23 protein-coding genes and 1 other RNA gene are annotated in these 24,621 nt (G+C 67.6%); 14 read left to right on the forward strand and 10 right to left on the reverse strand.

What is annotated here, in order from left to right; all coding sequences use genetic code 11:
* Positions 1 to 82: 82 nt before the first annotated feature.
* The 3 genes from ACFU4Z_RS29695 (at position 83) to ACFU4Z_RS29705 (ending at position 3,008) form a co-directional block, all read left to right on the forward strand.
* The gene (locus ACFU4Z_RS29695; protein WP_379069403.1) at positions 83 to 502 is read left to right on the forward strand and encodes a hypothetical protein; all 420 of its coding nucleotides are present in this window, start codon (positions 83 to 85) and stop codon (positions 500 to 502) included.
* A 638-nt stretch (positions 503 to 1,140) separates the two neighbouring features.
* On the forward strand, positions 1,141 to 1,599 hold the full coding sequence (locus tag ACFU4Z_RS29700) for a MarR family winged helix-turn-helix transcriptional regulator (RefSeq protein WP_379069406.1): 459 nt from the start codon (positions 1,141 to 1,143) through the stop codon (positions 1,597 to 1,599).
* 26 nt (positions 1,600 to 1,625) lie between these two features.
* Positions 1,626 to 3,008 (forward strand): MFS transporter, encoded by a 1,383-nt coding sequence (locus tag ACFU4Z_RS29705; protein ID WP_379069408.1) that lies wholly within the window; start codon positions 1,626 to 1,628, stop codon positions 3,006 to 3,008.
* Between the two features lie 650 nt (positions 3,009 to 3,658).
* Here ACFU4Z_RS29705 and ACFU4Z_RS29710 read toward each other — a convergent pair.
* Together ACFU4Z_RS29710 and ACFU4Z_RS29715 are read right to left on the reverse strand one after the other, a co-directional pair.
* Positions 3,659 to 4,177, reverse strand: coding sequence for a TrmH family RNA methyltransferase (locus ACFU4Z_RS29710; RefSeq protein ID WP_379069411.1), 519 nt, complete (start codon positions 4,175 to 4,177; stop codon positions 3,659 to 3,661).
* A gap of 174 nt (positions 4,178 to 4,351) precedes the next feature.
* Entirely contained in the window at positions 4,352 to 5,239 is an 888-nt protein-coding gene (locus ACFU4Z_RS29715; protein ID WP_379069414.1) for an alpha/beta hydrolase, read from the reverse strand.
* 76 nt (positions 5,240 to 5,315) lie between these two features.
* On the opposite strand from ACFU4Z_RS29715, the gene rnpB reads away from it, so the two are divergent.
* An RNA gene (rnpB, locus tag ACFU4Z_RS29720) (RNase P RNA component class A) lies at positions 5,316 to 5,724 on the forward strand.
* 78 nt (positions 5,725 to 5,802) lie between these two features.
* Entirely contained in the window at positions 5,803 to 6,621 is an 819-nt protein-coding gene (locus ACFU4Z_RS29725) for a slipin family protein (protein ID WP_379069417.1), read from the forward strand.
* Between the two features lie 189 nt (positions 6,622 to 6,810).
* Here the strand turns inward: ACFU4Z_RS29725 and ACFU4Z_RS29730 are convergent, their stop codons facing one another.
* The gene (locus ACFU4Z_RS29730) at positions 6,811 to 7,209 is read right to left on the reverse strand and encodes a hypothetical protein (protein WP_379069420.1); all 399 of its coding nucleotides are present in this window, start codon (positions 7,207 to 7,209) and stop codon (positions 6,811 to 6,813) included.
* A gap of 291 nt (positions 7,210 to 7,500) precedes the next feature.
* Between ACFU4Z_RS29730 and ACFU4Z_RS29735 the strand changes: the two genes are divergently transcribed.
* Together ACFU4Z_RS29735 and ACFU4Z_RS29740 are read left to right on the forward strand one after the other, a co-directional pair.
* Positions 7,501 to 7,968, forward strand: a complete 468-nt coding sequence (locus ACFU4Z_RS29735) for a hypothetical protein (RefSeq protein WP_379069423.1) — start codon at positions 7,501 to 7,503, stop codon at positions 7,966 to 7,968.
* Positions 7,969 to 7,982: 14 nt separating this feature from the next.
* Positions 7,983 to 9,584: an RNB domain-containing ribonuclease gene (locus ACFU4Z_RS29740; RefSeq protein ID WP_379069426.1), complete on the forward strand. Its 1,602-nt coding sequence runs from the start codon at positions 7,983 to 7,985 to the stop codon at positions 9,582 to 9,584.
* An 81-nt stretch (positions 9,585 to 9,665) separates the two neighbouring features.
* On the opposite strand, the gene ACFU4Z_RS29745 is transcribed toward ACFU4Z_RS29740, so the two are convergent.
* The 5 genes from ACFU4Z_RS29745 to panB form a co-directional block, all read right to left on the reverse strand.
* The gene (locus ACFU4Z_RS29745; protein WP_379069428.1) at positions 9,666 to 10,619 is read right to left on the reverse strand and encodes a CHAD domain-containing protein; all 954 of its coding nucleotides are present in this window, start codon (positions 10,617 to 10,619) and stop codon (positions 9,666 to 9,668) included.
* Positions 10,620 to 10,621: 2 nt separating this feature from the next.
* Positions 10,622 to 11,584, reverse strand: coding sequence for a prolyl aminopeptidase (gene pip, locus ACFU4Z_RS29750; protein WP_379069431.1), 963 nt, complete (start codon positions 11,582 to 11,584; stop codon positions 10,622 to 10,624).
* Positions 11,584 to 12,030 (reverse strand): hypothetical protein, encoded by a 447-nt coding sequence (locus tag ACFU4Z_RS29755; RefSeq protein ID WP_379069434.1) that lies wholly within the window; start codon positions 12,028 to 12,030, stop codon positions 11,584 to 11,586. The genes pip and ACFU4Z_RS29755 overlap by 1 nt, the downstream gene beginning before the upstream one ends.
* A 102-nt stretch (positions 12,031 to 12,132) precedes the next feature.
* The gene (locus ACFU4Z_RS29760; RefSeq protein ID WP_379069437.1) at positions 12,133 to 12,993 is read right to left on the reverse strand and encodes a phosphotransferase; all 861 of its coding nucleotides are present in this window, start codon (positions 12,991 to 12,993) and stop codon (positions 12,133 to 12,135) included.
* A gap of 13 nt (positions 12,994 to 13,006) precedes the next feature.
* The gene (gene panB / locus ACFU4Z_RS29765) at positions 13,007 to 13,864 is read right to left on the reverse strand and encodes a 3-methyl-2-oxobutanoate hydroxymethyltransferase (protein ID WP_379069708.1); all 858 of its coding nucleotides are present in this window, start codon (positions 13,862 to 13,864) and stop codon (positions 13,007 to 13,009) included.
* Between the two features lie 194 nt (positions 13,865 to 14,058).
* Here panB and ACFU4Z_RS29770 point away from each other — a divergent pair, with 194 nt between their 5' ends.
* The 3 genes from ACFU4Z_RS29770 to ACFU4Z_RS29780 all read left to right on the forward strand — a co-directional run bounded on the left by ACFU4Z_RS29770 (position 14,059) and on the right by ACFU4Z_RS29780 (position 20,175).
* A complete protein-coding gene (locus ACFU4Z_RS29770; protein ID WP_379069441.1) occupies positions 14,059 to 15,585 on the forward strand; it encodes an alpha/beta hydrolase in 1,527 nt (508 codons plus the stop codon).
* A gap of 147 nt (positions 15,586 to 15,732) precedes the next feature.
* Positions 15,733 to 17,070 carry a type I glutamate--ammonia ligase gene (gene glnA / locus ACFU4Z_RS29775; protein WP_379069444.1) on the forward strand — a complete coding sequence of 446 codons (1,338 nt, stop codon included), beginning with the start codon at positions 15,733 to 15,735 and terminating at the stop codon, positions 17,068 to 17,070.
* 93 nt (positions 17,071 to 17,163) lie between these two features.
* The gene (locus tag ACFU4Z_RS29780; RefSeq protein ID WP_379069447.1) at positions 17,164 to 20,175 is read left to right on the forward strand and encodes a bifunctional [glutamine synthetase] adenylyltransferase/[glutamine synthetase]-adenylyl-L-tyrosine phosphorylase; all 3,012 of its coding nucleotides are present in this window, start codon (positions 17,164 to 17,166) and stop codon (positions 20,173 to 20,175) included.
* A gap of 25 nt (positions 20,176 to 20,200) precedes the next feature.
* On the opposite strand, the gene ACFU4Z_RS29785 is transcribed toward ACFU4Z_RS29780, so the two are convergent.
* On the reverse strand, positions 20,201 to 20,539 hold the full coding sequence (locus ACFU4Z_RS29785) for a winged helix-turn-helix transcriptional regulator (RefSeq protein WP_379069451.1): 339 nt from the start codon (positions 20,537 to 20,539) through the stop codon (positions 20,201 to 20,203).
* A 120-nt stretch (positions 20,540 to 20,659) separates the two neighbouring features.
* Between ACFU4Z_RS29785 and ACFU4Z_RS29790 the strand changes: the two genes are divergently transcribed.
* Entirely contained in the window at positions 20,660 to 20,986 is a 327-nt protein-coding gene (locus ACFU4Z_RS29790) for a hypothetical protein (RefSeq protein WP_328411211.1), read from the forward strand.
* A 7-nt stretch (positions 20,987 to 20,993) separates the two neighbouring features.
* On the forward strand, positions 20,994 to 21,641 hold the full coding sequence (locus ACFU4Z_RS29795) for a cysteine hydrolase (RefSeq protein ID WP_379069454.1): 648 nt from the start codon (positions 20,994 to 20,996) through the stop codon (positions 21,639 to 21,641).
* A 79-nt stretch (positions 21,642 to 21,720) separates the two neighbouring features.
* Here the strand turns inward: ACFU4Z_RS29795 and ACFU4Z_RS29800 are convergent, their stop codons facing one another.
* A complete protein-coding gene (locus ACFU4Z_RS29800) occupies positions 21,721 to 22,026 on the reverse strand; it encodes a hypothetical protein (RefSeq protein WP_379069457.1) in 306 nt (101 codons plus the stop codon).
* Positions 22,027 to 22,084: 58 nt separating this feature from the next.
* On the opposite strand from ACFU4Z_RS29800, the gene ACFU4Z_RS29805 reads away from it, so the two are divergent.
* Complete coding sequence (locus ACFU4Z_RS29805; RefSeq protein WP_379069459.1) at positions 22,085 to 23,029, forward strand: endonuclease/exonuclease/phosphatase family protein; 945 nt, start codon at positions 22,085 to 22,087, stop codon at positions 23,027 to 23,029.
* Between the two features lie 144 nt (positions 23,030 to 23,173).
* On the forward strand, positions 23,174 to 24,619 hold the full coding sequence (locus tag ACFU4Z_RS29810; RefSeq protein ID WP_379069462.1) for a metallopeptidase: 1,446 nt from the start codon (positions 23,174 to 23,176) through the stop codon (positions 24,617 to 24,619).
* The last annotated feature ends 2 nt before the right edge of the window (positions 24,620 to 24,621 follow it).

The following is a 24,621-nucleotide window of genomic DNA, read 5'->3' on the forward strand; positions in this document are numbered from 1 at the left end:
GTTATTGAGAACTTCACCTCGGGTCCGCATGGTGGTTCGGGGAGCCGACCGGCTCGCACAGCGACGATCACAGGAGATGGATATGAGCCTCGCCGTCACACCCGCCCTTGCCGGAACACGGGCGGGCACCGACTACCTGCGCTCCGCGCTGCGAGTGGATGGCTGGAGTACCGGCGCGTTCGGGGTGATCATGCTCGCCGGAGCGGGCGCGTTGCGTGACCCGCTCGGGCTGCCGACCGCATGGTCGATCCCGTTCGCCGTCGCGATGCTCGGTGGCGCCCTCGCGCTGCTGCTGATCGCGGGCTATCCGGTGATCTCACCACGACAGGCATCCGGCGTCGTGGCCGTCAACGCACTGTCCGCCGTTGGCATGGTGGCGCTGGCGTTCTCGGGTCTGATCGACCTGACCGGGCTCGGTGTCGGCTTCATGCTCGCCGGAGCGACCGTGGTCGCGGTGTTCGCTTTTCTCGAGTACACGGGTCTGCGCCGGGCCGGACTATGAGAAAGCGTGTATGCCACCACCGCGCACAATCGACCAGGGAAGACGCCTCGGTGCACGCCACCCGGCTGGCAGCAATATGAACGCGAAACTCGACGGGTGGACCCATCGCTCCAGGACTGGGCGGAACTGATCGGCCTGCAGGCCGGCAGGCCGCCGCGTGGGAAGCGGGTGATGGCCACGCCTTCACCGACACCTGCACCGAGGACGCCGACTTCGTCTCGGCGATCGGCGAATTCATCCAGGGCCGAACCCAACTCGGCCGAGTGATGCAGCAGCTTCGATGGCTTCGCGAAAGGCACCCGCTGGCGCAGAGCCCGAGGTGAGGTTGCCGCGCTATCGGCCGGTCAGGACTCTCTTGCCGTCGTCGGCTGGTGTCTTCTCAGTGACACCCTCGTCGATCCCGGAATGGGTGAGACCCCGAACCGCTGGGTCCGCACTGCTGACGCGCCGGCCGCACCGCTGCGGGCCGCATCCGCAAACCGATGTGTTCCGGCATCTGTCTGCGCCCGAAAAGTGGTGCCCTGCAAAGTGATATCTCCCTGCAGGGTGCCCGCAGGAGGGGGCTCGTAAATCAAGTATCGCCGAATCCTGACCGGGAGATGCATAAAGGATTCATATAAAGCTGCTATGCTTCAGGCATGAGTCGCCGAGACGCCGCGCACGGCGCTTCCGATGCCATCGGGTCAGCCCTCTACGGTCTGGCCACCAGGGCCGTGAGACGCCTTCCCCGCGACATGAGCCTGACGTCCGCCGCCACCTTGGCCACCCTGGACAAGACCGGCCCGCGACGGATCACCGATCTGGCGGTGGCCGAGGGCGTCACCCAGCCCGCGATGACCGTCCTGGTCCGGGTGATGGAGGAATCCGGGCTTGTCGAGCGGAAGGGCGATCCGTCCGACAAGCGGGTCACGCTGGTGTGCCTGACCGAGGCCGGCGCGTCGTACGTCCGGGCGCGACGCCAGGCGGGCGTCGACGCGTACGCGCGGTTGATCGACGAACTCACCGGTGACGAGGTCGAGGCCTTGGCAGCAGCCCTTCCGGCGCTGCTGCATCTGGCGGAGCTCGAAAGCCACGCCCGAGAGGAGTCGGACCGGTGACCGCGGCCCAGGCTCATAACCAGCCCATGAGCACTGCCCTGATACGTTCCGAGGCACGTCTGCTGGTCCCCGCCCTGATGTTCATCGCCCTGGTCGTGGCGGCGGTCGCCAGCCTCGGGACGCCGCTCATCACCAGCGTGGCGACCACGTTCCACGTCTCCCTCGACAGCGCGCAGTGGACGCTGACCATCGCCCTGCTCAGCGGCGCCGTCGCCACGCCCGTCCTCGGCCGGCTCGGAGCCGGTCCGCACCGGCGGGCCACGATTCTCGCCACGCTGGCGGTCGTCGTCGTCGGCAGCGCGCTCACCGTGCTGCCGCTGCCGTTCGCCTGGCTGCTCGTTGGCAGAGCGGCCCAAGGCGTCGGACTCGGTCTCACGGCGCTGATGATGGGCGTGGCCCGCGACCATCTTCCCGAGGAGCGCAGCGCGGCCACGATCGCCCTGATCTCAGTGGTCTCCATCATCGGAGCCGGCGTCGGCTACCCGCTGGCCGCGCTGCTCGCCGAGTTCGGCGGACTGCGGGCCGCCTACGGCCTCGGCCTGCTCGTCACCGCCATCGCCTTCGTGACCGCGTGGCGCTCCATGCCCGCAGCTCCCGAAGGCCGCTCCGCTCACGTGAACGTGGCCGGTGCGCTCGTCCTGGCGGGTGGACTGCTCCTCGTCCTGTTCCTGGCCGGCGAGAGGAGCCTGTGGAGCCGACACCTCGCCGTGGCGGTGACCCTTGCCGTCGCCGCCGTACTCCTGCTCTGCGTCTGGACCGTTTCCGAACTGCGAACCAAGACGCCCCTGGTCGACGTCCGGGCGGTGCGGCACCCGGCGGTCGCCGGGGCGAACATCGCCATGTTCGTCGGCGGGAGCGGCATGTACCTCCTGCTCACGCTCATCACCCGCTACGCGCAGACGCCGCACAGCGCCGGCTACGGCTTCGGACTGACCACCTTCGTGGCGGGGCTGGTCCTCATCCCGTTCTCTGTGCTGGGGTTCGTCGCCGGCAAGCTCACGCCCCGGGTCCGCGAACGGATCGACGGCCCCCTGCTCCTGGCCGGCAGCGCCGCCATCGTCGGCGGCGGGTTCGTCCTGTTCGCCACCGCCCGGTCCAACCTGGCCGAACTGCTCGCGGCCATGGGCGTGCTGGGCTTCGGCGTCGGCAGCTTCTCGGCCGCCATGCCCGGCGTCATCCTGGCCGTCACCCCCAAGAGCGAGACGTCGAGCGCCATGAGCTTCAACTACATCGTCCGCAGCGTCGGGTACTCCCTGGGCAGCGCCATCGGCGGTCTGGTCCTGGCCGCCGGCACCGCCACGGGCCGCCTCTTCCCGAACGACGACGCCTACACGACCGCGGCGCTGGTCGGCGTCGCCGCGATGGCGATCACGACGATGGCCAGCCTCGCCCTCGCCCGCCGACGCTGACCCGAGACCAATCCGATCACAGCCCCAGTCGGTGTGCCGGGCCTGGGCCGGTCGAGTCGAACCGGAAGCTGAGGATCGAAGCCGTCCGACTTCGACGCCGTCTCCGTCGGCTCGCTGACCCACAGCGCCGCCGGCCATGGATCCATCGCTGCACGTCTGATGACGTTGTACGCAAGACCTTTCCAGGCACCGACGGGCGCAAGGCGATCAACTGGTATTCGATGGCCGCAGAAGCGGCCGACAGATCGGAAGACACGGACATCCGGGTATGGGTCCGTGGACGGGCGGCGATCGTATTGGGCTACGAGGGTGCAGCACTGCCGGTAGCGCACCGGTTCGCCGACCAAGCGTTGGCTATCAGCGACCGCCATGGCTTGGGGCGATTGAACGCGCTCTGGGGCAAGGCCCATGCCGTTACACTCCAGGGCGACACGGCGACGGCACGTGGGCTGATCGACGCGGGTCGTAGGTCCGACCGCTCCGGGTCCGACGATCAGGCGAGTGACTACGCGGTCCCTTGGTGGCGGATGAACGTCTCTTCAGCGGTGAAACTCGCTGTTGGAGCGGGATGTAAACCTCGACAATCGAGTATGCGGTCGGCACCTCCGTGGCGGTGTTCGAGGTGCCGCGCCAGAAGTGTCTGATTGCCGTCAGCAGAGTCCGGCCAGCTTGTAGAGCACCAGCGACCCGGCGACCGCCACGTTGAGGCTGTGGCCGGTTCCGACCATCGGGATTTCGACCGCGACATCGAGGAGGTCGAGGCCCTCGGGTGGTATGCCGTTGCGTTCGTGGCCGAGCACGATGACGGTGCGCTTGCGGGCAGCGGGGAGGTCGGCCAGGCGGATGGACTCGTCGGTGAGTTCGACGCCGACGATTGCGGAACCTCCGGTGCGCTGGCGATCCAGCCACCGTTCCACGCGACCGTCGATCCAGTGCACACACTGTCGGTGGCGCAGGGTGTTGCCTTGGGCGAGTGCGTCGGGTATCCACGGTTGCCGCGGCACCGCCAGGCACGCGCCGACCGCATCGCAGGTGCGCAGCAAGGTGCCGAGGTTGACGCCGTGCATCGGCCACAGCGGCGCGATGAGCAGATGGTTCCAGCAGCCGTGCGCCCGCCGCCTGCGTTGGCGACGGAGTTCGGGGCGGGTCCGTACCCGCGCGGCGGTCAACGAAGGACGGGAAGGCCCTTCCCTGGGAGCGAGGGGGAGACAACGAGATTCATTGTGAGGATGCTTCGCGGCGCATCCGGGCCATCGTTGGTGGTGGCCGACGAACCGGCCGAACCGTACCGCTCGAGCATACCGACGTCGACACCACCGGCAAAGCCCCGACGCCGGGCTCGGTCACGGACGCAGCACCGAGACCAGGAACTCCGTCTGGTCGTAGACCGCCAGCTCGAAGTGGTCGTCGAAGTAGACGTCGAAATGCCCTATCGGATAACGCTTCACGACGGCGTGCTTGGTGCGCTCCGCGGCGCGCAGCGTCGGTTTGATCGGGGCGATCGAATCGTTGTCGGCGATGACGTACATGACCGGCATCTTCAGCGACTTGGCGCGGCGGCCGGGGGAGTCGAACAGCGTCGACAGCGCGACCCGGGCCGCGACTTTCGGTTCGTAGCTTTCACTTTCGTCGGCGAGCCTGCCGAAACCCTCCAGCACATCCGGCGCACTCATCAGTGCGGCTGCGCGCTTGCGGCCCGCGAGCCGGATGCGCACCGGCTTGCCGCGCAGGGATCCGACGAGCAGGTCGGTGGCGGCGATGGTGGCCACCTTGGTCAGGCTGGTCGGGCCCTTCGCCAAGGCCGAGGCGAGGCCGCTGGTGAAGGGGACCTGCGCGACGACGGCCGCGATGTAGTCGTCGTCGGGCGCCACCGACAGCACATGGCCGCCGCCGAAAGAGGTGCCCCACAGGGCGATTCGGGTCGCATCGATACCACGCAACGTGCGCGCGTAGGCAATGGCCGCCCGCCAGTCTTCGCGCTGGCGGGCGATGTGTAGTAGCTGGCGCGGCGCACCCTGGCTGGCCCCGAAATGCCGGTAGTCGAATACCAGCACGGCCATTCCCGCGGCGGCGAACCGGCGCGCGTACCTGTCCAATCCCATTTCTCGATTGGCCCCCAGACCGTGCCCCATGACCACCAGCGGGCGGGGCTTGGGGACGCCGTCGGGTGGATACAGCCAGGCGGCGCAATGCTCGCTACCCGAAGGAAAACTGACCTCGACACGTTCCATGGCACCCCACCGTACTGTTCTGCTCCGACCAGCCGGGAGGTCAGGCCCGGGAACAACGTACCCTGGACGCCGCGGACGAGTTGGCCGGGCGACCGCGGCGATGGGAACGGGCACAGCTGTGCCGCCGCCCGTCGCCGAGGAAAGTCCGGACTCCACAGAGCAGGGCGGTTGCTAACGGCAACCCGGGGCGACCCGCGGGACAGTGCCACAGAAAACAGACCGCCGACGCGCGAGCGTCGGTGAGGGTGAAACGGTGCGGTAAGAGCGCACCAGCGCCCCGGGTGACCGGGGCGGCTAGGTAAACCCCGCCCGGAGCAAGGTCGAAGGTCGCATCGCGTGCGGTGCGGCTGCGCAGGTGTTCGAGGGCTGCTCGCCCGAGCCTGCGGGTGGACCGCTCGAGGCACCCGGCAACGGTGTGTCCAGATGGATGGTCGTCACCCGGTGTGAACCGGGGACAGGATCCGGCTTACAGGCCAACTCGTCCGCCCGCACGGTGCCATGATGGAAGTGAGCCGCGAGTCCGGGTTCCGGCGCGGTGGACGATTCGTCTCGGCGGTGCAGCTATGGACATTCTTGCCATGATCGGCAGTATTTTCGGTGTGGGGGCGGTCGTCGGCGGTGTCCTCACCGCCATGAGCGCGCGGATAGTCACACAGTACGAGAAGGGGCTGGTTTTCCGGTTCGGCCGGGTTGCGGGGACGCGGGATCCCGGGCTGCGCATGTTGATTCCGTTCGTCGATCGGATGCGCAAGGTCTCCACCCAGATCATCACCATGCCGGTGCCCGCGCAGGACGGCATCACGCGCGACAACGTGACGGTGCGGGTGGACGCGGTGGTGTATTTCCGGGTGATCGACCCTGCTGCCGCCGTCATCGAGGTGCAGAACTATCTGTTCGCGGTCGGCCAGGTAGCCCAGACCTCGCTGCGCTCGATCATCGGTAAGAGCGAACTCGACGATCTGCTGTCGAATCGGGAACAGCTGAACAAGGGGCTCGAGCTCATGATCGACAGCCCGGCACTGGCGTGGGGTGTGCACATCGACCGGGTCGAAATCAAGGATGTGGCGCTGCCGGATGCGCTGAAGCGCTCGATGTCGCGGCAGGCGGAGGCGGAGCGGGAACGCCGGGCCAGGGTCATCTCGGCGGAGGGGGAGTTGCAGGCCGCGCAGATGCTGGCCCAGGCGGGCGCCCAGATGGCGGAACATCCGGCAGCACTGCAACTGCGCCTGCTGGAAACTGTTGTCCAGGTCGCGGCGGAGAAGAACTCCACGCTGGTGCTGCCGTTCCCGGTGGAGCTGCTGCGCTTTCTCGAGCGCAGTAGCCCACCGGCGCAACGTCAGGACGACACACCCGCGGCGGGCCAGGACGGAACCCGCACGTAACACCGGAGGCGTATACCGATACAGGTACCGCGCGTCTCGGTGGTGTGCGGGACGATCCCTCCATCGGTAGCACAACGTAAAGGACCGGACCGATGTCCGTGCTTATCCCTTTGATCGCCATCGTCATCATGATCACGGTGGGTTACGTATTGAAGTACCTGCCGAATTATCTGCCCTGGAACAAATAGTTCAGCAGAGCAGTTTGGCCATCTGATAGATGGCTTGCGCCTCGTCCTTGCTCGCCTCGACCGATCCGGTCTTGGTGTGCTTGATGATGTTCTGCACGACGGCGTCTTCCGACTTGCCGTTCTTGACGTCTTTGCAGGTTTCGACGAGGACGTCGCGAATCTTGTTGTCGTCTTTGCCGTCCGCGAGTTTGGGGAAGGCGGTGCGGAAGCTCACCACAAAGGTGCCCGCTTTGAAGTTGTCGAGGGCGGGGGCGTCGCCGCCCGCGGCCGACACCGAAGACGATCCGGGGCTCGCCGGTGTCGAAGGGGTGGCGCTGCCTGCTGTGTCGTCGTTGCAGCCTGCGAGAAGCAGGGTGAAGAGGGTGGCGCTGGCCGCGATAGCGGCGGAGGTTCTTTGCACGGAGCGGGATGCTAGCGGCACTTGACGAACGTCGCCTCCCATGTGGTTAACGGGAGGCGACGAAGCCGCGCGGGAGGCGGTGAGGTCAGGCCGGCGCGATCATGAAGACCTGAGCCCAGTACGCGGCCTGTTCCGGGCCGAGCAGTGGCATCAGGTAGTCGAAAAGCAGCGATGACATGAGTGCGTAACTCCCATTTGTCGACGTATGGATACTTCGAAATGTGCGGGAATATCGAACCCCCGCTACGCCCGGCAACCCTAGCAGTCGGCCGAGGTGGGCGGCGGCTCGGCGTGTCCGGCATGGCGATTCGTCCGGAACTAGCTAATAACGTGAGCGACGTCATAGAGTGGTCGCCGTTGGCAAGGCCCGTTGCCGGGCAGCAGCGGGCCGTTCATTCTTCGATCGCGGAAGCAGGTCTCAACTCTATGCGGGTAGTTCGTTCACTGGTCGCCGGCGCTTTGATCGCCGGGGCTGCATCGGTTTTCGCAGTGTTTGGCGCCGGGTCCGCAAACGCGGTCGCGGTGACCCCGTTGGCGGGCGGGGTCCAGGTCGACCTCAGCCCCGCCGACACGGTCTGGGTGCACCAGAGTCACCTCGGGAAGGCGATCGCCGGCCTGCCGCATCCGTCGGCGGCGTCGTTCGGCCAGGCGCTCGACGCGGCGGCCGGAGTGTCGTCGAGTGTTCCCAACGGTCGGGTGACCTTCACCGTGTACGGACCGTTCAATGAATTGAACGGCACCATGCTGGCGCTGCAGTAGAGCCCACCGACAGCGTGGAACTCCACCAGCGGATCGTGTCGGCGCCGGTCGATTTCGGCGCCATCCGTTCCGAATTCGGATTGGCCTCGGCGTATCCCGCCGAGGCAGCCACGGAAGCCCGCGACGCGGTCGACGCGTTCGCGGGCAACCGCATCGATCGCACCGATATCCCCTTCGTGACGATCGACCCGCCGGGCGCGATGGATCTCGACCAGGCACTGCACCTGGAGCGCACCGATTCCGGTTTCACACTGCACTACGCCATCGCCGACGTCGGCGCTGTGATCGCGCCGGGCGGTGCGCTCGACACCGAGGCCGCCGCTCGGGGCCAGACCTTCTATCTGCCGGACAGTACCGTGCCGCTGCATCCGCCGGTGCTCTCCGAGAATGCCGCGAGCCTGCTGCCCGAGCAGACCAGGCCCGCGGCCCTGTGGACCATCGAACTGGACGAGAACGCCGAACCGCGGCGGTGCTCGGTGGTGCGCGCGCTCATTCGGTCCCGGGCCAGGCTCGACTACGCGAGCGTGCAAGCCGACGCCGACGCAGGTCGCCTGCACCCCTCGATCGCGGCCCTGCCGGAATTCGGCACGCGGCGCATCGAGGCGGGGCTCGCGCGCGGCGCGATCGGGCTGCGCTTGCCCGCACAGAGCGTCATCAGCGACGACAAAGCCGACGGGCATTGGCGGCTGGTGCTGGAGCCGCGCACCGCCGCTGACGACTGGAACGAGCAGGTGTCGCTGCTGACCGGGATGTGCGCGGCCAGGATCATGCTCGACAGGACGACTCCCTCGGGTGAACGCATCGCACTGCTGCGCACTATGCCGCCGCCGCCCGACTCGGCGATCACCTCGATACGCAGGACCGCCGCGGCATTGGGGATCGCCTGGCCTGCCGAGGAGTCGGTCGGGCGCATGCTGGCCGGACTCGACCCCAACACACCCGCTGCCCTCGTGCTCATGTCGGAGGCCACCGGGCTGCTACGCGGGGCCGCCTACACCGTGCTCGACGGGGTCGTCGCAGACGGATCGGGCGATGCCGGGGCTGCCGCGGCGCCTGCGAACGGCGGGCAGCCGAGCGCTGCGCAAGGGGAGACCGAGCCCGCTGCGGCGGGGGCGAGGGCCGCGCAGTCCAACAGCAGGCGGTCCAACTCCGGGGCGAACACCAGGCAGTCGGCGGACCAGCCGAATAACCTGCAGCACAGCGCGATCGGCGCACCGTACGCGCATGTGACCGCGCCGCTGCGCCGCCTCGCCGACCGTTTCGCCACCGAGATCTGCCTTGCCCTGTGCGTGGGAACCGAAGTACCGCAATGGGTTCGAGACGGCCTGTCACCCACCGCCGAGTCGATGCGGCGCAGCGACGCCCTCGCGAACAAGGTGGAACGCGCGTGCATCGACCTGACCGAGGCGACCCTGCTCGCCGAGCGCAGCGGTGCGCAGTTCGATGCGGTGGTGATCCGTGAAGCCAACGGCAGCCGTCCCGCCGAGGTGTTCATCGCCGACCCACCGGTCGCGGGACCATGTGCGGGCTCACCACCGGAAGGCGCGGCAGTGCGCGTCCGGCTGGTTTCCGCGGACCCGGCCACTCGCAAGATCAGCTTCGCGTTCCCGGTCTGAACTGGCAGGCGCGAAGTCCGCCGAACGACTCCGAGCACCGGTGCCCGGGACAGGTGTGCGGCGAACCCGTTACGCCCGGTGTCAGCCGGCCGAGACGAACGCGGCGGCGATCGGGTAGCGGGCGAGGGCCTTGCCTGCCTCGATTTCCTCTGCGTCGGCCAGGATTTCGTAGAGCGCGGCGACCCGGCCTCGAACGGGGGATTCGGCGGCGCGGGCGAGGATGGCTTCGCGGGACTCGACGGCATCGCGGTGGTCGCCGAGGACGGTTTGCAGACGTTTCGCACTGCTGCCCAGATCGGTCGCGGCAGCGCCGAGCGTCTCCGCGGCGCCCTCGCACGAATACCGTAGGCGCTTGGCGCTCTTGCGGATATCGTGCAGCAGCTCGACTCGTTCGGCGGGCGGTACGGCGGGTTCGGCGAATACCAGGCGTCGCAGTCGTTTGCGGTCGCGCCGCAGGACTCGCTCGAAGGCGTCGGCCGCGGGACGGGCGGCCTCGTCGGTGTCGAGCGGGGGATCGGTACGCCAGGTGGACAATTCGTCGCGCAGCTTGCGATACCGGTGGCCGTCGAGCTCGGCGAGGATCTCGGCGTGCGCGCGCGCATATTTCGCTTGCTCTGCGCCGACCAGCTCGGTGGTGGCGGCAACGACGTCGGCGGCGGTGAGTTCGGCCACCGCGGGTTGCGCTGCGGTCGTCGCCGATGATTCGGAGGCCGCGGCAGAATCACTCGCGGCCGTAACCGATTCGGGCCTGGCATGTTCGGCCAACAGAGCGGTGAACCGCTCGGCACGCACCTCGGCATCCCGTGCGACACCCAGCAACCCGGCCAGCCATCTGAGTTCGTCACCCATCGCGGCGGCGGGCGCCTGCTCGAGCAGGCTGCGATAGGAACGCAGCACGCTGCGCAGTCGTCGCGTCGCAACCCGCATCTGGTGCACCGAATCATGAGCGTCCGCACGGACATCCGGTTCGGCGGCCAGCAGCCGGTCCACATCGTCGCTGAGTGCCGCGACGAGGGCGTTTCCGGCGCTGACCATCTTCAGCTCACTTTCGCGAATCCGTCGGTCGCCTCGACGAGGTGATGGGTGATGCCCGGCTCATTGGCGGCGTGTCCGGCATCGTCCACGATGTGCAGCTGCGAGCCGGGCCAGGCGCGGTGCAGGTCCCAGGCGCTGACGGCAGGGCAGACGATGTCGTGGCGGCCCTGCACGATGACGGCCGGGATGTGCGCGATCTTGTCCAGATCGCGCAACAGCTGGCCCTCCTCGAGGAATCCGCCGTGCATGAAGTAGTGGTTCTCGATCCGGGCGAAGGCGAGCGCGAAGCGCGCTTCGGCGGTTTCGGCAACCCGATCCGGTTGGGGCCGTAGCGAACTCGTCGCGCCCTCCCACGTCGACCAGGCGACGGCCGCGGCAATAGCGACCTGCTCGTCGGGGGAGTGCAGCAGTCGGTGATAGACCTCGACAAGGTCGTTGCCGCGCTCGGCCTCCGGCACCGGGGCGAGGAACTTCTCCCACTCATCCGGGTAGACGTAGCCCGCGGAGCCGTTGTAGTACCAGTCGATTTCCTTGCGGCGCAGCAGGAAGATCCCGCGCAGCACCAGCTCGGTCACCTGTTCCGGGTGCTGTTGCGCATAGGCCAGCGCCAATGTCGAACCCCACGAACCGCCGAACACCTGCCAGCGCTCGATGCCGAGATGAGTTCGCAGCGCCTCGATGTCGGCGATGAGGTGCGGCGTGGTGTTGGTCTCCAGGCTCGCGCCATCGGCGATATGGGGAGTGGAGCGACCGCAGCCGCGCTGGTCCAACAGCACGATGCGATAGACCTCCGGATCGAAGAATTGCCGATGATACGACGCGGTGCCGCCACCGGGACCGCCGTGCAGGAACACCGCCGGTTTGCCATCCGGGTTGCCGCTGACCTCCCAATACATCGACTGCCCCGCGCCGACGTCGAGCATGCCGGTCTCGTACGGCTCGATCGGCGGGTACAGGGTTCGCATCAGAAGGCGAGTCCGGAAGCGAGGTCGGACAACCCCAGCGCCTCGATCGCCTGCTTGCGAACATCCGGGCAGCTCTTGGTGGTGATCCGGTCGATGACCGGCTTATCGGCAAGCACCTGAGCGTTGATGCCGCCGTTGGTGAGCGCCCACTCGTGTACCAGCGCGTTGAGGCCGATGCGGCCGAGCGTCGGGCCCTGGATCCGCCAGTTCGACAGCTCCGGCCGGATCATGTCGCACAGCCGGCCGGCCGCCGCGTCGGAGATCACCGGGCTGCTCGGCTTGGCGGGCCCGCTCGGCGCGCTGGTCGCGGTCGCGGATTCCGTGGTCGAGCCCGAGCTACCGGTCGGCGACGGGTCGGTACTCGTTCCGCAGGCGGTCAGCGCGGCAGCGGCGAAAATTCCGGCCGCCAGGAGCGTGCTGCGTGAAATCCAACGGGGCTGCGGCATCGGTACCTCTGCTCGTGTCGACATTGTCCGCATCGAGTCTGCCATTGTTTGCGCCGCCTGGCCCGTACGAATCGATCGGACTGCGGCGGCACTCGGATCGGGCTAACGAAAACCGGCCTGCAGTCCGTCCAGCAGTTGTTGCACCACCCTGGCGAATCGCGGTCGTGAGATGTCGATGGTGCGCCACGGGTTGAGCGACACCAGCGGGGCGAGTCGTTCGGCCAGGATGATTTCCGCGTCGGAGATCGGGCTGTCGCGCCGCCAACACTCGAAGTACTGCTTGCGATGCGGGCCGTCCAGCATCCGCTGGGACAGGAAGGGGTGGGTGATCACCGCATCGCCCCAGTCGAAGAGCATCCCGGTGCCAGGGGTGGCCCCGGCGAACACATTGCCGGGGTGCAGATCGTTGTGCTCGATGCTGAGCCTGCCGAATTCCTCGAGCGCCGCGGTCGATTCCTCGATCGCGGCGCCGAGCCCCGGCACGCGCGGCTCGTAGTGCCGGTAGACGGTGATCAGTTGCGCCGGTGGCAGATACGGCGTTCCGGTGGCACGTAGGTCCTCGATGTGCGCGGTGAGCGACTGCTGCAAATCCACGTAGCGTTCGATGAGGCCGGTCCACTCGGCCTCGCTGTCGGTCGCGGTGTCGCCGCCGTCCCTGCTGAGCAACCATCCGTGATCGGGTTGCACCGCAAGGGGTTCGAGCACACTGCCAGGGCGAAGGGCCGCCAGCCGCTGCAGCAGTGGACCCTCGTGTGCGAAGGCGCGTGCGTTGGCCTTCAACCACATCGGCCCCGCGTCGGTCGGGATGCGGGCGATCAGCGACCACGCGCGTCGCCGTGTCTGCGTGGGGGGACCGGTGATTTCCACATTGTGTGCGCGGAGTATTCCGGCGGCCCAGTCCAGCACCGGTTCCAGCGGTTGGCCGAGCAGCGCCACCGGGGCGTGCACTGCTCGGCTGTTCATCGCTGGTCCCGGATCAGAAGCTGTGCTCAGGGCCGGGGAAGGTGCCGCGACGCACCTCGTCGGCGTAAGTTGCTGCGGCAGTGCGCAGTTCGTCACCGACATTGCCGAAGCGCTTGACGAATTTGGCGGTCTTGCCACTGGTGTAGCCGGCCATGTCCTGCCACACCAGCACCTGTGCGTCGCACTCGGCGCCCGCGCCGATGCCGACGGTCGGGATGGTCAGCTTGCGGGTGACCTGACCGGCGAGCTCGGCCGGAACCATCTCCATCACCACGGTGAACGCGCCCGCCTCCTGGACCGCGATGGCGTCGGCGACCAGCTGCTCGGCGCCCTCGCCACGACCTTGCACCCGGAAGCCGCCGAGGGTGTTGACGCTTTGCGGCGTGAAGCCGATGTGCGCCATCACCGGAATGCCCGCCGAGGTGATCAGCGCGATCTGTTCGGCCACTCGCTCGCCGCCCTCCAGCTTCACCGCGTGCGCCTGGCCCTCCTTCATGAACCGGGTCGCGGTGGCCAGCGCCTGCTGCGGCGAGGACTCGTAGGTGCCGAACGGTAGATCGGCGACGACGAGCGCGTGCGGTGCGCCGCGGACGACACCACGCACCAGCGGGATCAGCTCCTCGATGGTGATCGGCACGGTGGTGTCGTAGCCGTACACCACGTTCGCGGCGGAGTCGCCGACCAACAGCACCGGAATACCGGCCTCTTCGAACAAACGCGCCGAGGAATAGTCGTAGGCGGTGAGCATCGACCAGCGCTCACCCTCGGCCTTCATCTGCTGCAGGTGATGCACCCGCGTCTTGCGTTTCGCCGCCTTGGTTGCGGGCGGTGCTGCGCCGTACGCGGGGGTTTCCGAATCGGACACGGACATCATCGTCCCTTTCGTCGTGTCTCCTCGAGGCCCATGCGGGTCCCCGGGTTTGTCTGACGAGTCCAGTGTGCACCGACGCAACGGCGGTATTAAGGCCCGTGACCGGTGCGATTTGTCACACCGCCGCCGCGGCGGGTTTCCGGTGCGCCGCACCGGCGCAGCGGCGGCCCTGCCAGGATTTCACTATGGCGTGGATGCGGAGTTGGCGTGGTGTGCTCGTTGGAGCGGTGCTCGCGATGGTGGCGGCGGGATGCGCCGTCGACAAGGATGAGCCGAAGCCGCCATTACCCGCGCCGCCCGCCGGGTTGGAGAAGTTCTACACGCAGGTGCCGCAGTGGGGTGGTTGCGAAGACTTCGGCGACCCCGAGGACAACCTCGCACCGAAGACGCAGTGCACACGCATCACGGTGCCGATCGATTACGAGAAGCCGGACGGCCCGACCGCCCAGATCGCGCTGTCCCGGCTGGAGGCCAGCGGCAAACGCATCGGCTCGCTGCTGCTGAACCCGGGTGGCCCGGGGGTGTCGGGCCTGTCGATGGCGAGCATCGCGGGCAAGACGCCGCTGGCCGAGCGCTTCGATCGGGTCGGCTTCGACCCGCGCGGGGTCGGCTCATCGTTGCCTGCCGTCGCCTGCCTGACCCCGCATGAGTCCGATTCCGAGCGCGCCGAGCCGCCGACGGACAACACCCCGGAAGGCATCGCCGAATCGGAGGACGAGAACCGCCAGTACGCGGGCCACTGCGTCGACCGCACCGGGGCCGAGCTGCTCGCCCACGTCGGCACCCGCGAGGTGGTGCAGGACATGGATGTGATTCGCGCTGTGCTCGGCGACCACAAGCTCACTTATCTCGGCTACTCCTACGGCACCAAGCTCGGCTCGGCCTATGCCGAGAAGTTCCCCGCCAACGTGCGGGCGCTGGTGCTCGACGGCGCGGTCGACTCCGCTGCTGACCCGGTGCAGGAGTCGTTGCGGCAGGCCGCCGGCTTCCAGAAGGCATTCGACGGCTACAGCGCCGACTGCGCCAAAGAGCCGGACTGCCCGCTCGGCACCGACCCGGCGCAGTCCGTCGCGCGGTTCCGGGCCCTGGTGAACCCGTTGCGCGACAAGCCCGCCGCGACCACCGACCCGCGTGGGCTCAGCTACAGCGATGCCATCACCGGTGTGCAGCAGGCGCTCTACACCGACGAATTCTGGCGTGTGCTCACCCTCGGCCTTTCGGAATTGCGCGACGGCCGCGGCGACACCCTGCTCCAGCTCGCCGATATCTACGACGGACGCCGCGACGACGGCACCTACAACAACACCCAGGACGCGTTCAACGCGATCCGCTGTGTCGACGATCCGCGCATCGCCGATCCCGCGATCACGGGCAAGCAAGACACCGAGTACCGCAAGGCGGCGCCGTTCCTCGACGACGGCCGCGGCACCGGGGCAGCGCCGCTCGAGGTATGCAACGCCTGGCCGGTACCGAACACGAGTAAACCGCACAAGATCTCGGTGACCGGGCTGCCGGAAACGGTGGTGGTGTCGACGACGGAGGATCCGGCGACGCCCTACCAGGCCGGTGTCGAACTCGCCGCCCAGCTGGGCTCGACGCTCATCACCTTCCGCGGCACCAGGCACACCGCGGCCCTCGTCGCGGGCGACGCCTGCCTCGACGACGCGGTCATCGCCTACCTCACCGAGCTGAAGGTCCCGGAGCGCGGACTCACCTGCTGAGCTCGTGCGGGCGGGTCGGATCCGGCCCGCCACCGGGCGCTCACAGGTGAGGTGAACGGGTGGTGCGATCTGTTCCAACTCATCGGATTGCAATCCCTAGACGTGTATGTAACACGGATTTAACGCCAGGTGCTTACGCTCGCGTTCATGGATCGCCAGAAGGAATTCGTGCTGCGGACGCTCGAAGAGCGGGATATCCGCTTCGTGCGTCTCTGGTTCACCGACGTGCTGGGTTATCTGAAGTCCGTCGCCATCGCGCCGGCCGAGCTGGAAGGCGCCTTCGAGGAGGGCATCGGCTTCGACGGCTCTGCCATCGAAGGCTTCGCCCGCGTCTCGGAAGCGGACATGGTCGCACGGCCGGATCCGTCCACTTTCCAGGTCCTACCGTGGTCCACCAGTAAGGGCCACCAGCATTCGGCGCGCATGTTCTGCGACATCACCATGCCGGACGGTTCGCCGTCCTGGGCCGACCCGCGCCACGTGCTGCGTCGTCAGCTCAACAAGGCCGGTGACGTCGGCTTCAGCTGCTACGTGCACCCGGAGATCGAGTTCTTCCTGCTGGAGAACGCACCGCAGGGTGCCGAGCCCCGCCCCGCCGACACCGGCGGCTTCTTCGACCAGGCCGTGCACGATTCGGCGCCGAACTTCCGCAGGCACGCGATCGACGCGCTCGAGTCGATGGGCATCTCGGTCGAGTTCAGTCACCACGAGGGCGCGCCGGGTCAGCAGGAGATCGACCTGCGCTACGCCGACGCGCTGTCCATGGCCGACAACGTGATGACCTTCCGCTACCTGATCAAGGAAGTGGCCATCGACGAGGGCGTGCGCGCGACGTTCATGCCCAAGCCCTTCGCTCAGTACCCGGGCTCGGCGATGCACACGCACATGAGCCTGTTCGAGGGCGAGGCGAACGCCTTCCATGATCCCGACGACCCGATCAACCTGTCGGAGACCGCGCGGGCGTTCATCGCGGGCATTCTCGAGCACGCGCCGGAGATCAGCGCGATCACCAATCAGTGGGTGAACTCCTACAAGCGGCTCATCCACGGTGGCGAGGCGCCGACCGCCGCCTCGTGGGGCCGGTCCAACCGCTCGGCGCTGGTGCGCGTCCCGATGTACACCCCGAACAAGTCCTCCTCGCGTCGCGTCGAGATCCGCAGCCCAGATTCGGCATGCAACCCGTACCTGACCTTCGCGGTGCTGCTCGCCGCCGGTCTGCGGGGTATCGAGAAGGGCTACACGCTGCCTCCGGAGGCCGAGGACGACGTCTGGTCGCTCACCGCCGCCGAGCGGCGCGCTATGGGCTTCCGTGAGCTGCCCGGCACCCTGGACGAGGCGCTGCAGGCGATGGAGCGCTCCGAGTTGGTCGCCGAGACGCTCGGCGAGCACGTGTTCGACTTCTTCCTGCGCAACAAGCGCAGGGAGTGGGCGGACTACCGCAGCCAGGTGACGCCGTTCGAGCTGAAGGAATACCTCGGTTTGTGACCCGGTGTCGCGAATAGGCCGATAACGGCTACGTTTGCATGTCTTTCCACCCGCCCGTGTGGAAAGACATGGGCGGCGAACTAAGTTGGACATATGGTACGGCCGCCGACTGCTCGTTCAGCTGTTCCCGGTGTCGGTCGGCTCGGGTTGCTCGAGCCGACCGCTTCCCAGTCCTTGCGAGAGTTGGCGTGGGATAATGTCGACAGCATTCCGGTGCTGTGGGCCCTGTCGCGATCGCCGGATGCCGATCTGGCGTTGCTGACGCTGATCCGGTTGCGCGCGGCGCTGGGTGCGGGCTGGGCGGAACTGGATTCGCTGTTGCGGGCCGACACGTCGTTGCGCGGCAGGTTGTTCGCGTTGATCGGTTCGTCGAGCGCGTTCGCCGATCACCTGGTCGCCGATCCGGCGGCGTGGCGGATCTTGCGACGCGACAAGTTGCCGAGTCGCGAGGAACTGATCGCGGATCTGCTTGCCTCGGTCGAAGCCGTGCCTGCCGAAAGCCCTGACCCCACCGCCGCGCTGTACCGGGCCGCCATCTCCGGTCCGGAGTCGATTACCTTGCTGCGCAAGCGGTATCGCGATCAGCTGATGGTGCTCGCCGCGCTCGATCTGGCCGCGACGGTGGAGAACGAACCGGTCTTGCCGTATCAGGTTGTCGGTCGCCATCTCACCGACCTGGCCGACGCCGCGCTGACCGCCGCGCTCTCGGTCGCGGTGGGGCGGGTGTGCAAAGAAGGACCGGTGCCGGTGCGGCTCGCCGTTATCGCGATGGGCAAAAGCGGTGCGCGCGAACTGAATTACGTCAGCGACGTCGACGTGGTGTTCGTCGCCGAGCCCGCCGACGCCACCGCGACCCGGCTGGCCGCCGAGCTGATGAGCGTGGGCAGTGCGGCCTTCTTCGAGGTCGATGCGGCGCTGCGGCCGGAGGGCAAGGCAGGTGCCCTGGTGCGCACGCTGGAGTCGCATATCGCGTACTACAAGCGGTGGGCTCGGACCTGGGAGTTCCAGGCATTGCTCAAGGCCAGGCCGATGACCGGCGACCTGGAGTTGGGAGAGCAGTATCGCGCCGCGCTGATGCCCATGGTCTGGACCGCCTCGGAGCGGCCGGATTTCGTGGCCGACGTGCAAGCGATGCGGCGCCGGGTCGAGGATCTGGTGCCCGCCGATCTGCGCGAGCGCGAGCTGAAGCTCGGGCACGGCAGTCTGCGCGACGTCGAATTCGCCGTGCAGCTCCTGCAATTGGTGCACGGCCGAGTAGATGAAACGCTGCATGTGCAGGGCACCGTCGAGGCGTTGACGGCGCTGGCCGCGGGCGGCTACGTCGGCCGCGACGACGCGGCCAATCTCACCGCCTCCTACGAATTCCTGCGATTGCTCGAGCATCGCCTGCAACTGCAGCGACTCAAGCGAACACACACCCTGCCCGCCGCCGACGACGAGGAAGGCATGCGCTGGCTGGCGCGCGCCGCGCATATCCGGCCCGACGGCAGGCAAGACGCGGTAGGCGTGCTCGGTAGCGAAATTCGGCGTAATTCGGTGCGGGTGCGGCGATTACACGCCAAACTCTTCTACCGCCCGCTGCTCGAATCGGTGGTCAAACTCGATCCGGACGCGCTGCGGCTGAGCCCGGACGCGGCGATCCGGCAGCTGGCCGCACTGGGTTACGTGGCGCCGGAACACGCGCTCGGACACCTGAAGGCACTGACCGGCGGGATTTCACGCAAGGGCCGCATCCAGGCGCTGCTGCTGCCGACTCTGCTCGAATGGCTCGGTGACACACCGAATCCCGACGCGGGACTGCTGGCCTACCGGCGAGTGTCGGAGGGTCTCGACGATCAGATCTGGTTCCTGCGCGAGTTGCGCGATGAAGGGGCGATCGCGCAACGGCTGATGATCGTGCTCGGTTCGTCGGAGTATCTGCCCGATCTGCTCATCAACGCGCCGGACACGATTCGAATGTATGCCGACGGTCCAGGCGGTCCGCTGCTGCTCAGTCCGCAACCGGAAGACGTCGCACGCGGAATCCTCACGGCGGCAGCACGTTACGACGATCCGAAACGGGCGGTCGCCGCGGCGCGTTCGCTGCGGCGACACGAATTGGCCAGGGTGGCGTCGGCGGACCTGCTCGGCATGCTCGACGTGCCGCAGGTGTGCCGGGCGCTGTCCGCGGTGTGGGTCGCGGTACTGGAAGCCGCGCTGCGCGCGGTGATTCGGGCCAGCGAGGCCGAACTCGGCGAGCCCGCGCCCGCCGAATTCGCGGTGATCGGCATGGGCAGGCTCGGCGGTATGGAGCTGGGCTACGGCTCCGACGCCGATGTGCTGTTCGTCTGCGATCCGCGTCCCGGCCAGGACGAGACCAAGGCCGTGAAGTGGGCGATCGGCGTCGCCGAGCGGGTGCAGCGGATGCTCGGCGCGCCGAGCACCGATCCGCCGCTGCAGGTGGATGCCGGGTTGCGGCCGGAGGGCCGCAATGGTGCGCTGGTGCGCACCTTGGCCGCCTACGCCGCCTACTACGAGCAGTGGGCGCAGCCGTGGGAGGTGCAGGCGCTGCTGCGCGCGCACCAGGTGGCGGGTGACGAGGCGCTCGGGGTGCGGTTCCTGCACATCATCGACAAGGTGCGCTATCCCGATGGCGGGGTGTCCTCGGAGGCGGTGCGCGAGATCCGGCGGATCAAGGCGCGGGTGGATTCCGAGCGGTTGCCGCGCGGCGCCAACCCGGCCACCCACACCAAGCTCGGCCGCGGCGGACTGGCCGATATCGAATGGACTGTGCAGCTGATGCAGCTGCGCTACGCCCATGACGTGCTCGGTCTGCACAACACCTCCACACTGCAATCGCTCGAGGTCATCGAGCAGACCAAGTTGCTCGACGCCGAGGACGTCGCGCTGCTGCGCGATGCCTGGCTCACCGCGACGAAGGCGCGCAATGCCCTTGTCCTGGTACGCGGTAAGCCTGCCGATCAGCTGCCCGGCCCGGGCCGCCTACTATCGGCCGTCGCGCGGGTCGCGGGTTGGCCGAACGATGATGGCAGCGAATTCCTGGACCACTACATGCGGGTCACGCGCCGGGCCAAGGCCGTCGTGGAGCGGGTGTTCGGCGGCTAGTTCCGCGGCCTCCGGATCGGTTCGCTCAGCCGGGCAGCTCGATGTCCACTCGATTGGCGCGCTTGCGGCCCCACTCGTACAGCGCCGTCAGCACAGGCACCAGGCTCCAGCCTTCCTCGGTCAGGCGGTACTCGACCTGGGGCGGGACGGTGTCGAAGACGGTGCGCTCGACCAGATTGTCTGCTTCGAGCTCCCGCAGTTGCTGGATCAGCATTTTCTCACTGGTGGAAGGCATCAATCGACGTAGCTCGCCGTAGCGGTGTACACCTTTCTTGAGCTGGGCGAGAATCACCGGCTTCCATTTGCCGCCGATCAGGTCGACGGTCACCTCCACCGCACAGTTGTAGCGCTTCTGCACACCCATCTCTCGCCTCCGGTACTCACTAAAAAGTGCGTTCTTGTAACACTGTAATCATCCGGCTTTGATAGATGTCGTACCCGCGGCTCGCCGCATCAGCTACTGCAGACATGGAGTTCAAATCCTATGAAGGTCATCGTTTTCGACCGTTTCAAGCCCGGTGTGACGATGGAGACCATCAACCCGTACCTGCCCGAAGAGGTCGCCAATGTGTGGCGGCTGTGGAAGGCGGGCATCGTGCGGGAGAACTACGCGCGCGCCGACGAGCCGGGCGTTGTCATCGTCTTCGAGGTCGACAGCGTCGAGGAAGCACAGAAGTACGTCGCCGACTTCCCGTTGACCAAGGCGGGCTACCTGGAATGGACCTACGTTCCGGTGCAGGCGCCGCTGCCGCTCGAGGCACTGATGGACCCGAAGGTCGACGTCGCCGAGCCCTACGACCGGACGAACTGAGTCCGTCATGAGACACGCATTCGGTCTCGATATCCCGCAAACCCTCGACGATGCCTGCGACCCCGGTCGCATGGCGCTGATCATCTACGACATGCAGGCCGGCATCGTCAGCCAGATCCCGGACGGTGACAAGATCGTCCAGGCCTGCGTGCAACTGCGAGATGCGGCGCGGGCCAATGGGTTCCGGGTGTTCTACACCCGGCACATGTCGCTGCCGTCGGCGGTCGCGGGCGTATCCCAGTTGCGCATGGCGATGGCATGGCAGCGGCTGGACGATCCGGCCGAGGTGCGTTCGAGCTTCCCGCAGGGCTCGCCCCAATTCCAGCTCGTACCGGAGCTCACCCCCGGCCCCGACGAGATGGTCTTCGACAAGATCACCATGTCCGCCTTCGCCGCGACGCCGCTGGATATCGCGTTGCGCGACTGCGGAATCGACACCTACGCGATTGCGGGCATCGCCATGGAGGTCGGCATCGAACCCACCGTCCGGCACAGTCTGGACCTCGGGTACTTCCCGGTCGTCGTCACCGACGCCTGCGGTGCGGGACACCCCGACGCCGCCGAACGTTCGCACGCGACACTCGAATTCGCCGGAGGCTCGCTCAGCACCGACACCGCCACACTCACGGCGGCATGGAGTCGGCCTCGCGATTGACGCCGGGCAGGGCGAGACGCCGCCGTGCTCGGCTCGGCCACCTGTGGTCGATCAGCACGGCGGCGTCGTGGCACCAGGGCTATGGGTCGGCGGTGTCCGAGATCGGCGACCGGAAACGGGAGACGAAATCGCGGAGGGCGCGGCGGTCTTCGAAGTCGGGCGGGCGGTAACCGCTGGCGGCGGTAACCGAGATGGTGGAGCCGGAGACTATTCGTAGGTCGGTCCAACAGTATGGCAGGACGAGCGCCTGGACAGTGTGGCCGTTGCTGCTCACCGTGATTCGCGAGGTGTAGCGCCCCGCGACCGCCGCGAGGTCTTCGGCGGCTTCGGCCGTCATGGCGTCGGAGGCGACGAACTCTTCGACGTACACAGCTGCATTCTCCACACGAAACCTCCACAAGGTCGACACCGTGCCCGCACTGAGCGTACGTAGGGTTCCAGGCATGCGTACATGGATGGATCGGGCGCTACTCGGTGTGGGGTGGTGCGCGCTGGCGGCGGGGGTCGTCGGGGTCGCCCTGTATTTCGGAACGTGGCAGCGGCGGGCGGTTGTGCTCGTCGCTTCCGGCGCGTCGTATCTGATGATCGGGGCCGTCGTCGGGCTGGTGTTGTTCTTGATCGCGCGCGGCTGGCGCAGTGTCGCTGCCGCGGGGGTGCTGGTCGCCACGGTGGCGTGGACCCAGCTGCCGATCTTCGTGCCGGACGGCCAGGCTGCCGGCGGGCCGGAAGTCGTAGTGATGCAGTCGAATCTGCTGTTCGGTGCGGCCGAGGCCGCCACCGTGGTGCGGGCGGTGCGCGACAATCGGGTCGATGTGCTGACCACCGAGGAGCTGACCCCGGACATGGTTGCGCGACTTGCCTCGGCGGGACTCGCGCAGACACTGCCGTATCAGTACCTGGAGCCGACCTCCGGTGGGGGCGGGACCGGGATCTACAGCCGGTACCCGTTGCGCGACACCAAAAAATACGTCGGCTTCGTGCTCAACCAGGTGTCGGCGACGATGGATCATCCGGAAGCCGGAGCCGTCGCGGTGTTCGCGTTCCATCCGATTCCGCCGACGGTGGACTTTCCCGCATGGAGTTCGGAGCTGCGCGTCATCCGCGGCATCCTCGACGCACAGCAGGGTCCGGCGATCGTCGGCGCGGATTTCAATGCGACGCGTGATCATTCGGCCTTTCGCGACTTGCTGCGCGGGCGCTTCGTCGCAGCGGCCGAGCAGGCGGGCGCGGGCCCGCTGCTTACCTATCCGACCGACTACCGGTGGGGCCCGGTGATCGGCATCGACCACATCCTGGTCGCCGACGCGACCGCCGACGCGGTGCACACGCTGAACGTGCCGGGGTCCGACCACCGGGCCATGATCGCCAGGGTCTCGCTGAACGGATAACGGCGCGTTGCGTTCTCGTCCGCGCGACGTATACACAGGGCACGCCTGCCGCGATTACCATGTGAACGCTCGATGGCCTCACCTTGCGACACCGGCCGGAGAGCGGGCTCGGAGGACGAGTCCCGGGATTCGGGGAGGAACCTGATGAAGACGACACGGCTGCGTTTCGGGGCGGTCGCCGTACTGATGGCGGTCGGCGTCGCGCTGACCGGATGCGGGAGCGACACGGCCGGCGGCGCCGGCATCGCGGCGAGCAGCGCCGACAACCCATGGGAGCTGGCCGGGTCGGCCTCTTCCTCGGGTCCGAACGGACCGCGCGCCGGTGTGCCGGACGCGCCGCTGACCGCGGTGAACGGCGACGGGGGAGCCGTCGACAAGCTCGCTCTCAACACCATCGCCGACCTGGAGGACTACTGGAAGACCGAGTACGGCAAGACCTTTCCCGGCACCTTCACACCGGTGAGCCGCTATCTCTCGTGGGACGCCAGGGCGCCCAAGGCGCAGGCGATCACGTTCTGCAAGTCCAGCACCTTTCAGGTGGTCAACGCCGCCTACTGCGGCCTGGACCACACCATCGGCTGGGACCGGGGCGTGCTGCTGCCGAAGCTGAAGGAGAAGTTCAGCGAGATGGCGGTGGTGATGGTGCTCGCGCACGAGTACGGCCACGCCATCCAGGGACAGGCCAAGATCGCGGGCTTCCTCACCTCGGCCATCGTCAAGGAGCAGCAGGCGGACTGCTTGGCGGGAGTATTCCTACGCCATGTGGCGGAAGGCAATTCGGCGCACTTCACGCTGAACACGACCGACGGGCTCAACGCGGTGCTCGGTGCGACGGTCGCGGTGCGCGACCAGGATCCGGATAATCCGAAGAACGTGCACGGTTCCGCGTTCGAGCGCGTGACCGCCGTGCAGATCGGCTACACCGACGGGGCGCCGGCCTGCAAGAAGATCAATAAGAGTGAGATCAACGAGCGTCGCGGGAATCTGCCGAAGTCCTTCGAGGAGGACGAACAGAACCAGCAGCTTCCGGTCGACGTGGATTCGCTGACCAGCCTGAGCCGGGCGCTGGGCAAGATCTTCCCGCTGCCGAAGCCGCCGCAGTTCGATTACACGGGTGTGGTGCGCACCTGCCCGAAGGTCACCACCACCGAACCGGTGTCCTATTGCCCGAGCTCCGGGAAAATCGGCACCGATGTGCCCGCTCTCGCCGCGCGCGGCGGGCCGATGACGGGGGCAGGCGAACCGCTCTCGGCGGTCGTGGACGGCGACTACAACGCCTTCGCGATGTTCATCTCCCGCTATGCCCTTGCGGTGCAACAGGATCGCAAGCTCACGCTGACCGGCGCGGGCACGGCCGGATTGCGCACCGCGTGCCTGACCGGCGTGGTGACAACCAAGCTGAGCGAGCCGACCAGCGATCCGCATCTGTCGGCCAACGACCTCGACGAGGCGGTCTCCGGTCTGCTTGCCGACGGCCTGGTCGCCGCCGACGTGGACGGCAAGGTGGTGGCAGGCGGCTTCCAGCGGCTGGAAGCGTTCCGGATGGGCGTCCTCGACGGTGAGTCAGCCTGCCTGACGCACTACAGGTAGGT

The sequence above is a fragment of the Nocardia sp. NPDC057440 genome, assembly GCF_042802915.1.
In the GTDB taxonomy this organism is placed as follows: Bacteria; Actinomycetota; Actinomycetes; order Mycobacteriales; family Mycobacteriaceae; genus Nocardia.

Bases quoted from the DNA above. Each gene is read 5' to 3' on its own strand.
- ACFU4Z_RS29755 (WP_379069434.1), bottom strand. From the start codon at position 12,030: ATGCCGCAGCCCCGTTGGATTTCACGCAGCACGCTCCTGGCGGCCGGA.
- ACFU4Z_RS29695 (WP_379069403.1), top strand. From the start codon at position 83: ATGAGCCTCGCCGTCACACCCGCCCTTGCCGGAACACGGGCGGGCACC.
- ACFU4Z_RS29760 (WP_379069437.1), bottom strand. From the start codon at position 12,993: ATGAACAGCCGAGCAGTGCACGCCCCGGTGGCGCTGCTCGGCCAACCG.
- glnA (WP_379069444.1), top strand. From the start codon at position 15,733: ATGGATCGCCAGAAGGAATTCGTGCTGCGGACGCTCGAAGAGCGGGAT.
- ACFU4Z_RS29705 (WP_379069408.1), top strand. From the start codon at position 1,626: ATGAGCACTGCCCTGATACGTTCCGAGGCACGTCTGCTGGTCCCCGCC.
- ACFU4Z_RS29785 (WP_379069451.1), bottom strand. From the start codon at position 20,539: ATGGGTGTGCAGAAGCGCTACAACTGTGCGGTGGAGGTGACCGTCGAC.
- ACFU4Z_RS29780 (WP_379069447.1), top strand. From the start codon at position 17,164: ATGGTACGGCCGCCGACTGCTCGTTCAGCTGTTCCCGGTGTCGGTCGG.
- panB (WP_379069708.1), bottom strand. From the start codon at position 13,864: ATGTCCGTGTCCGATTCGGAAACCCCCGCGTACGGCGCAGCACCGCCC.
- ACFU4Z_RS29805 (WP_379069459.1), top strand. From the start codon at position 22,085: ATGCGTACATGGATGGATCGGGCGCTACTCGGTGTGGGGTGGTGCGCG.
- ACFU4Z_RS29745 (WP_379069428.1), bottom strand. From the start codon at position 10,619: ATGGTCAGCGCCGGAAACGCCCTCGTCGCGGCACTCAGCGACGATGTG.
- pip (WP_379069431.1), bottom strand. From the start codon at position 11,584: ATGCGAACCCTGTACCCGCCGATCGAGCCGTACGAGACCGGCATGCTC.
- ACFU4Z_RS29795 (WP_379069454.1), top strand. From the start codon at position 20,994: ATGAGACACGCATTCGGTCTCGATATCCCGCAAACCCTCGACGATGCC.
- ACFU4Z_RS29810 (WP_379069462.1), top strand. From the start codon at position 23,174: ATGAAGACGACACGGCTGCGTTTCGGGGCGGTCGCCGTACTGATGGCG.
- ACFU4Z_RS29770 (WP_379069441.1), top strand. From the start codon at position 14,059: ATGCGGAGTTGGCGTGGTGTGCTCGTTGGAGCGGTGCTCGCGATGGTG.
- ACFU4Z_RS29725 (WP_379069417.1), top strand. From the start codon at position 5,803: ATGGACATTCTTGCCATGATCGGCAGTATTTTCGGTGTGGGGGCGGTC.
- ACFU4Z_RS29700 (WP_379069406.1), top strand. From the start codon at position 1,141: ATGAGTCGCCGAGACGCCGCGCACGGCGCTTCCGATGCCATCGGGTCA.
- ACFU4Z_RS29715 (WP_379069414.1), bottom strand. From the start codon at position 5,239: ATGGAACGTGTCGAGGTCAGTTTTCCTTCGGGTAGCGAGCATTGCGCC.
- ACFU4Z_RS29790 (WP_328411211.1), top strand. From the start codon at position 20,660: ATGAAGGTCATCGTTTTCGACCGTTTCAAGCCCGGTGTGACGATGGAG.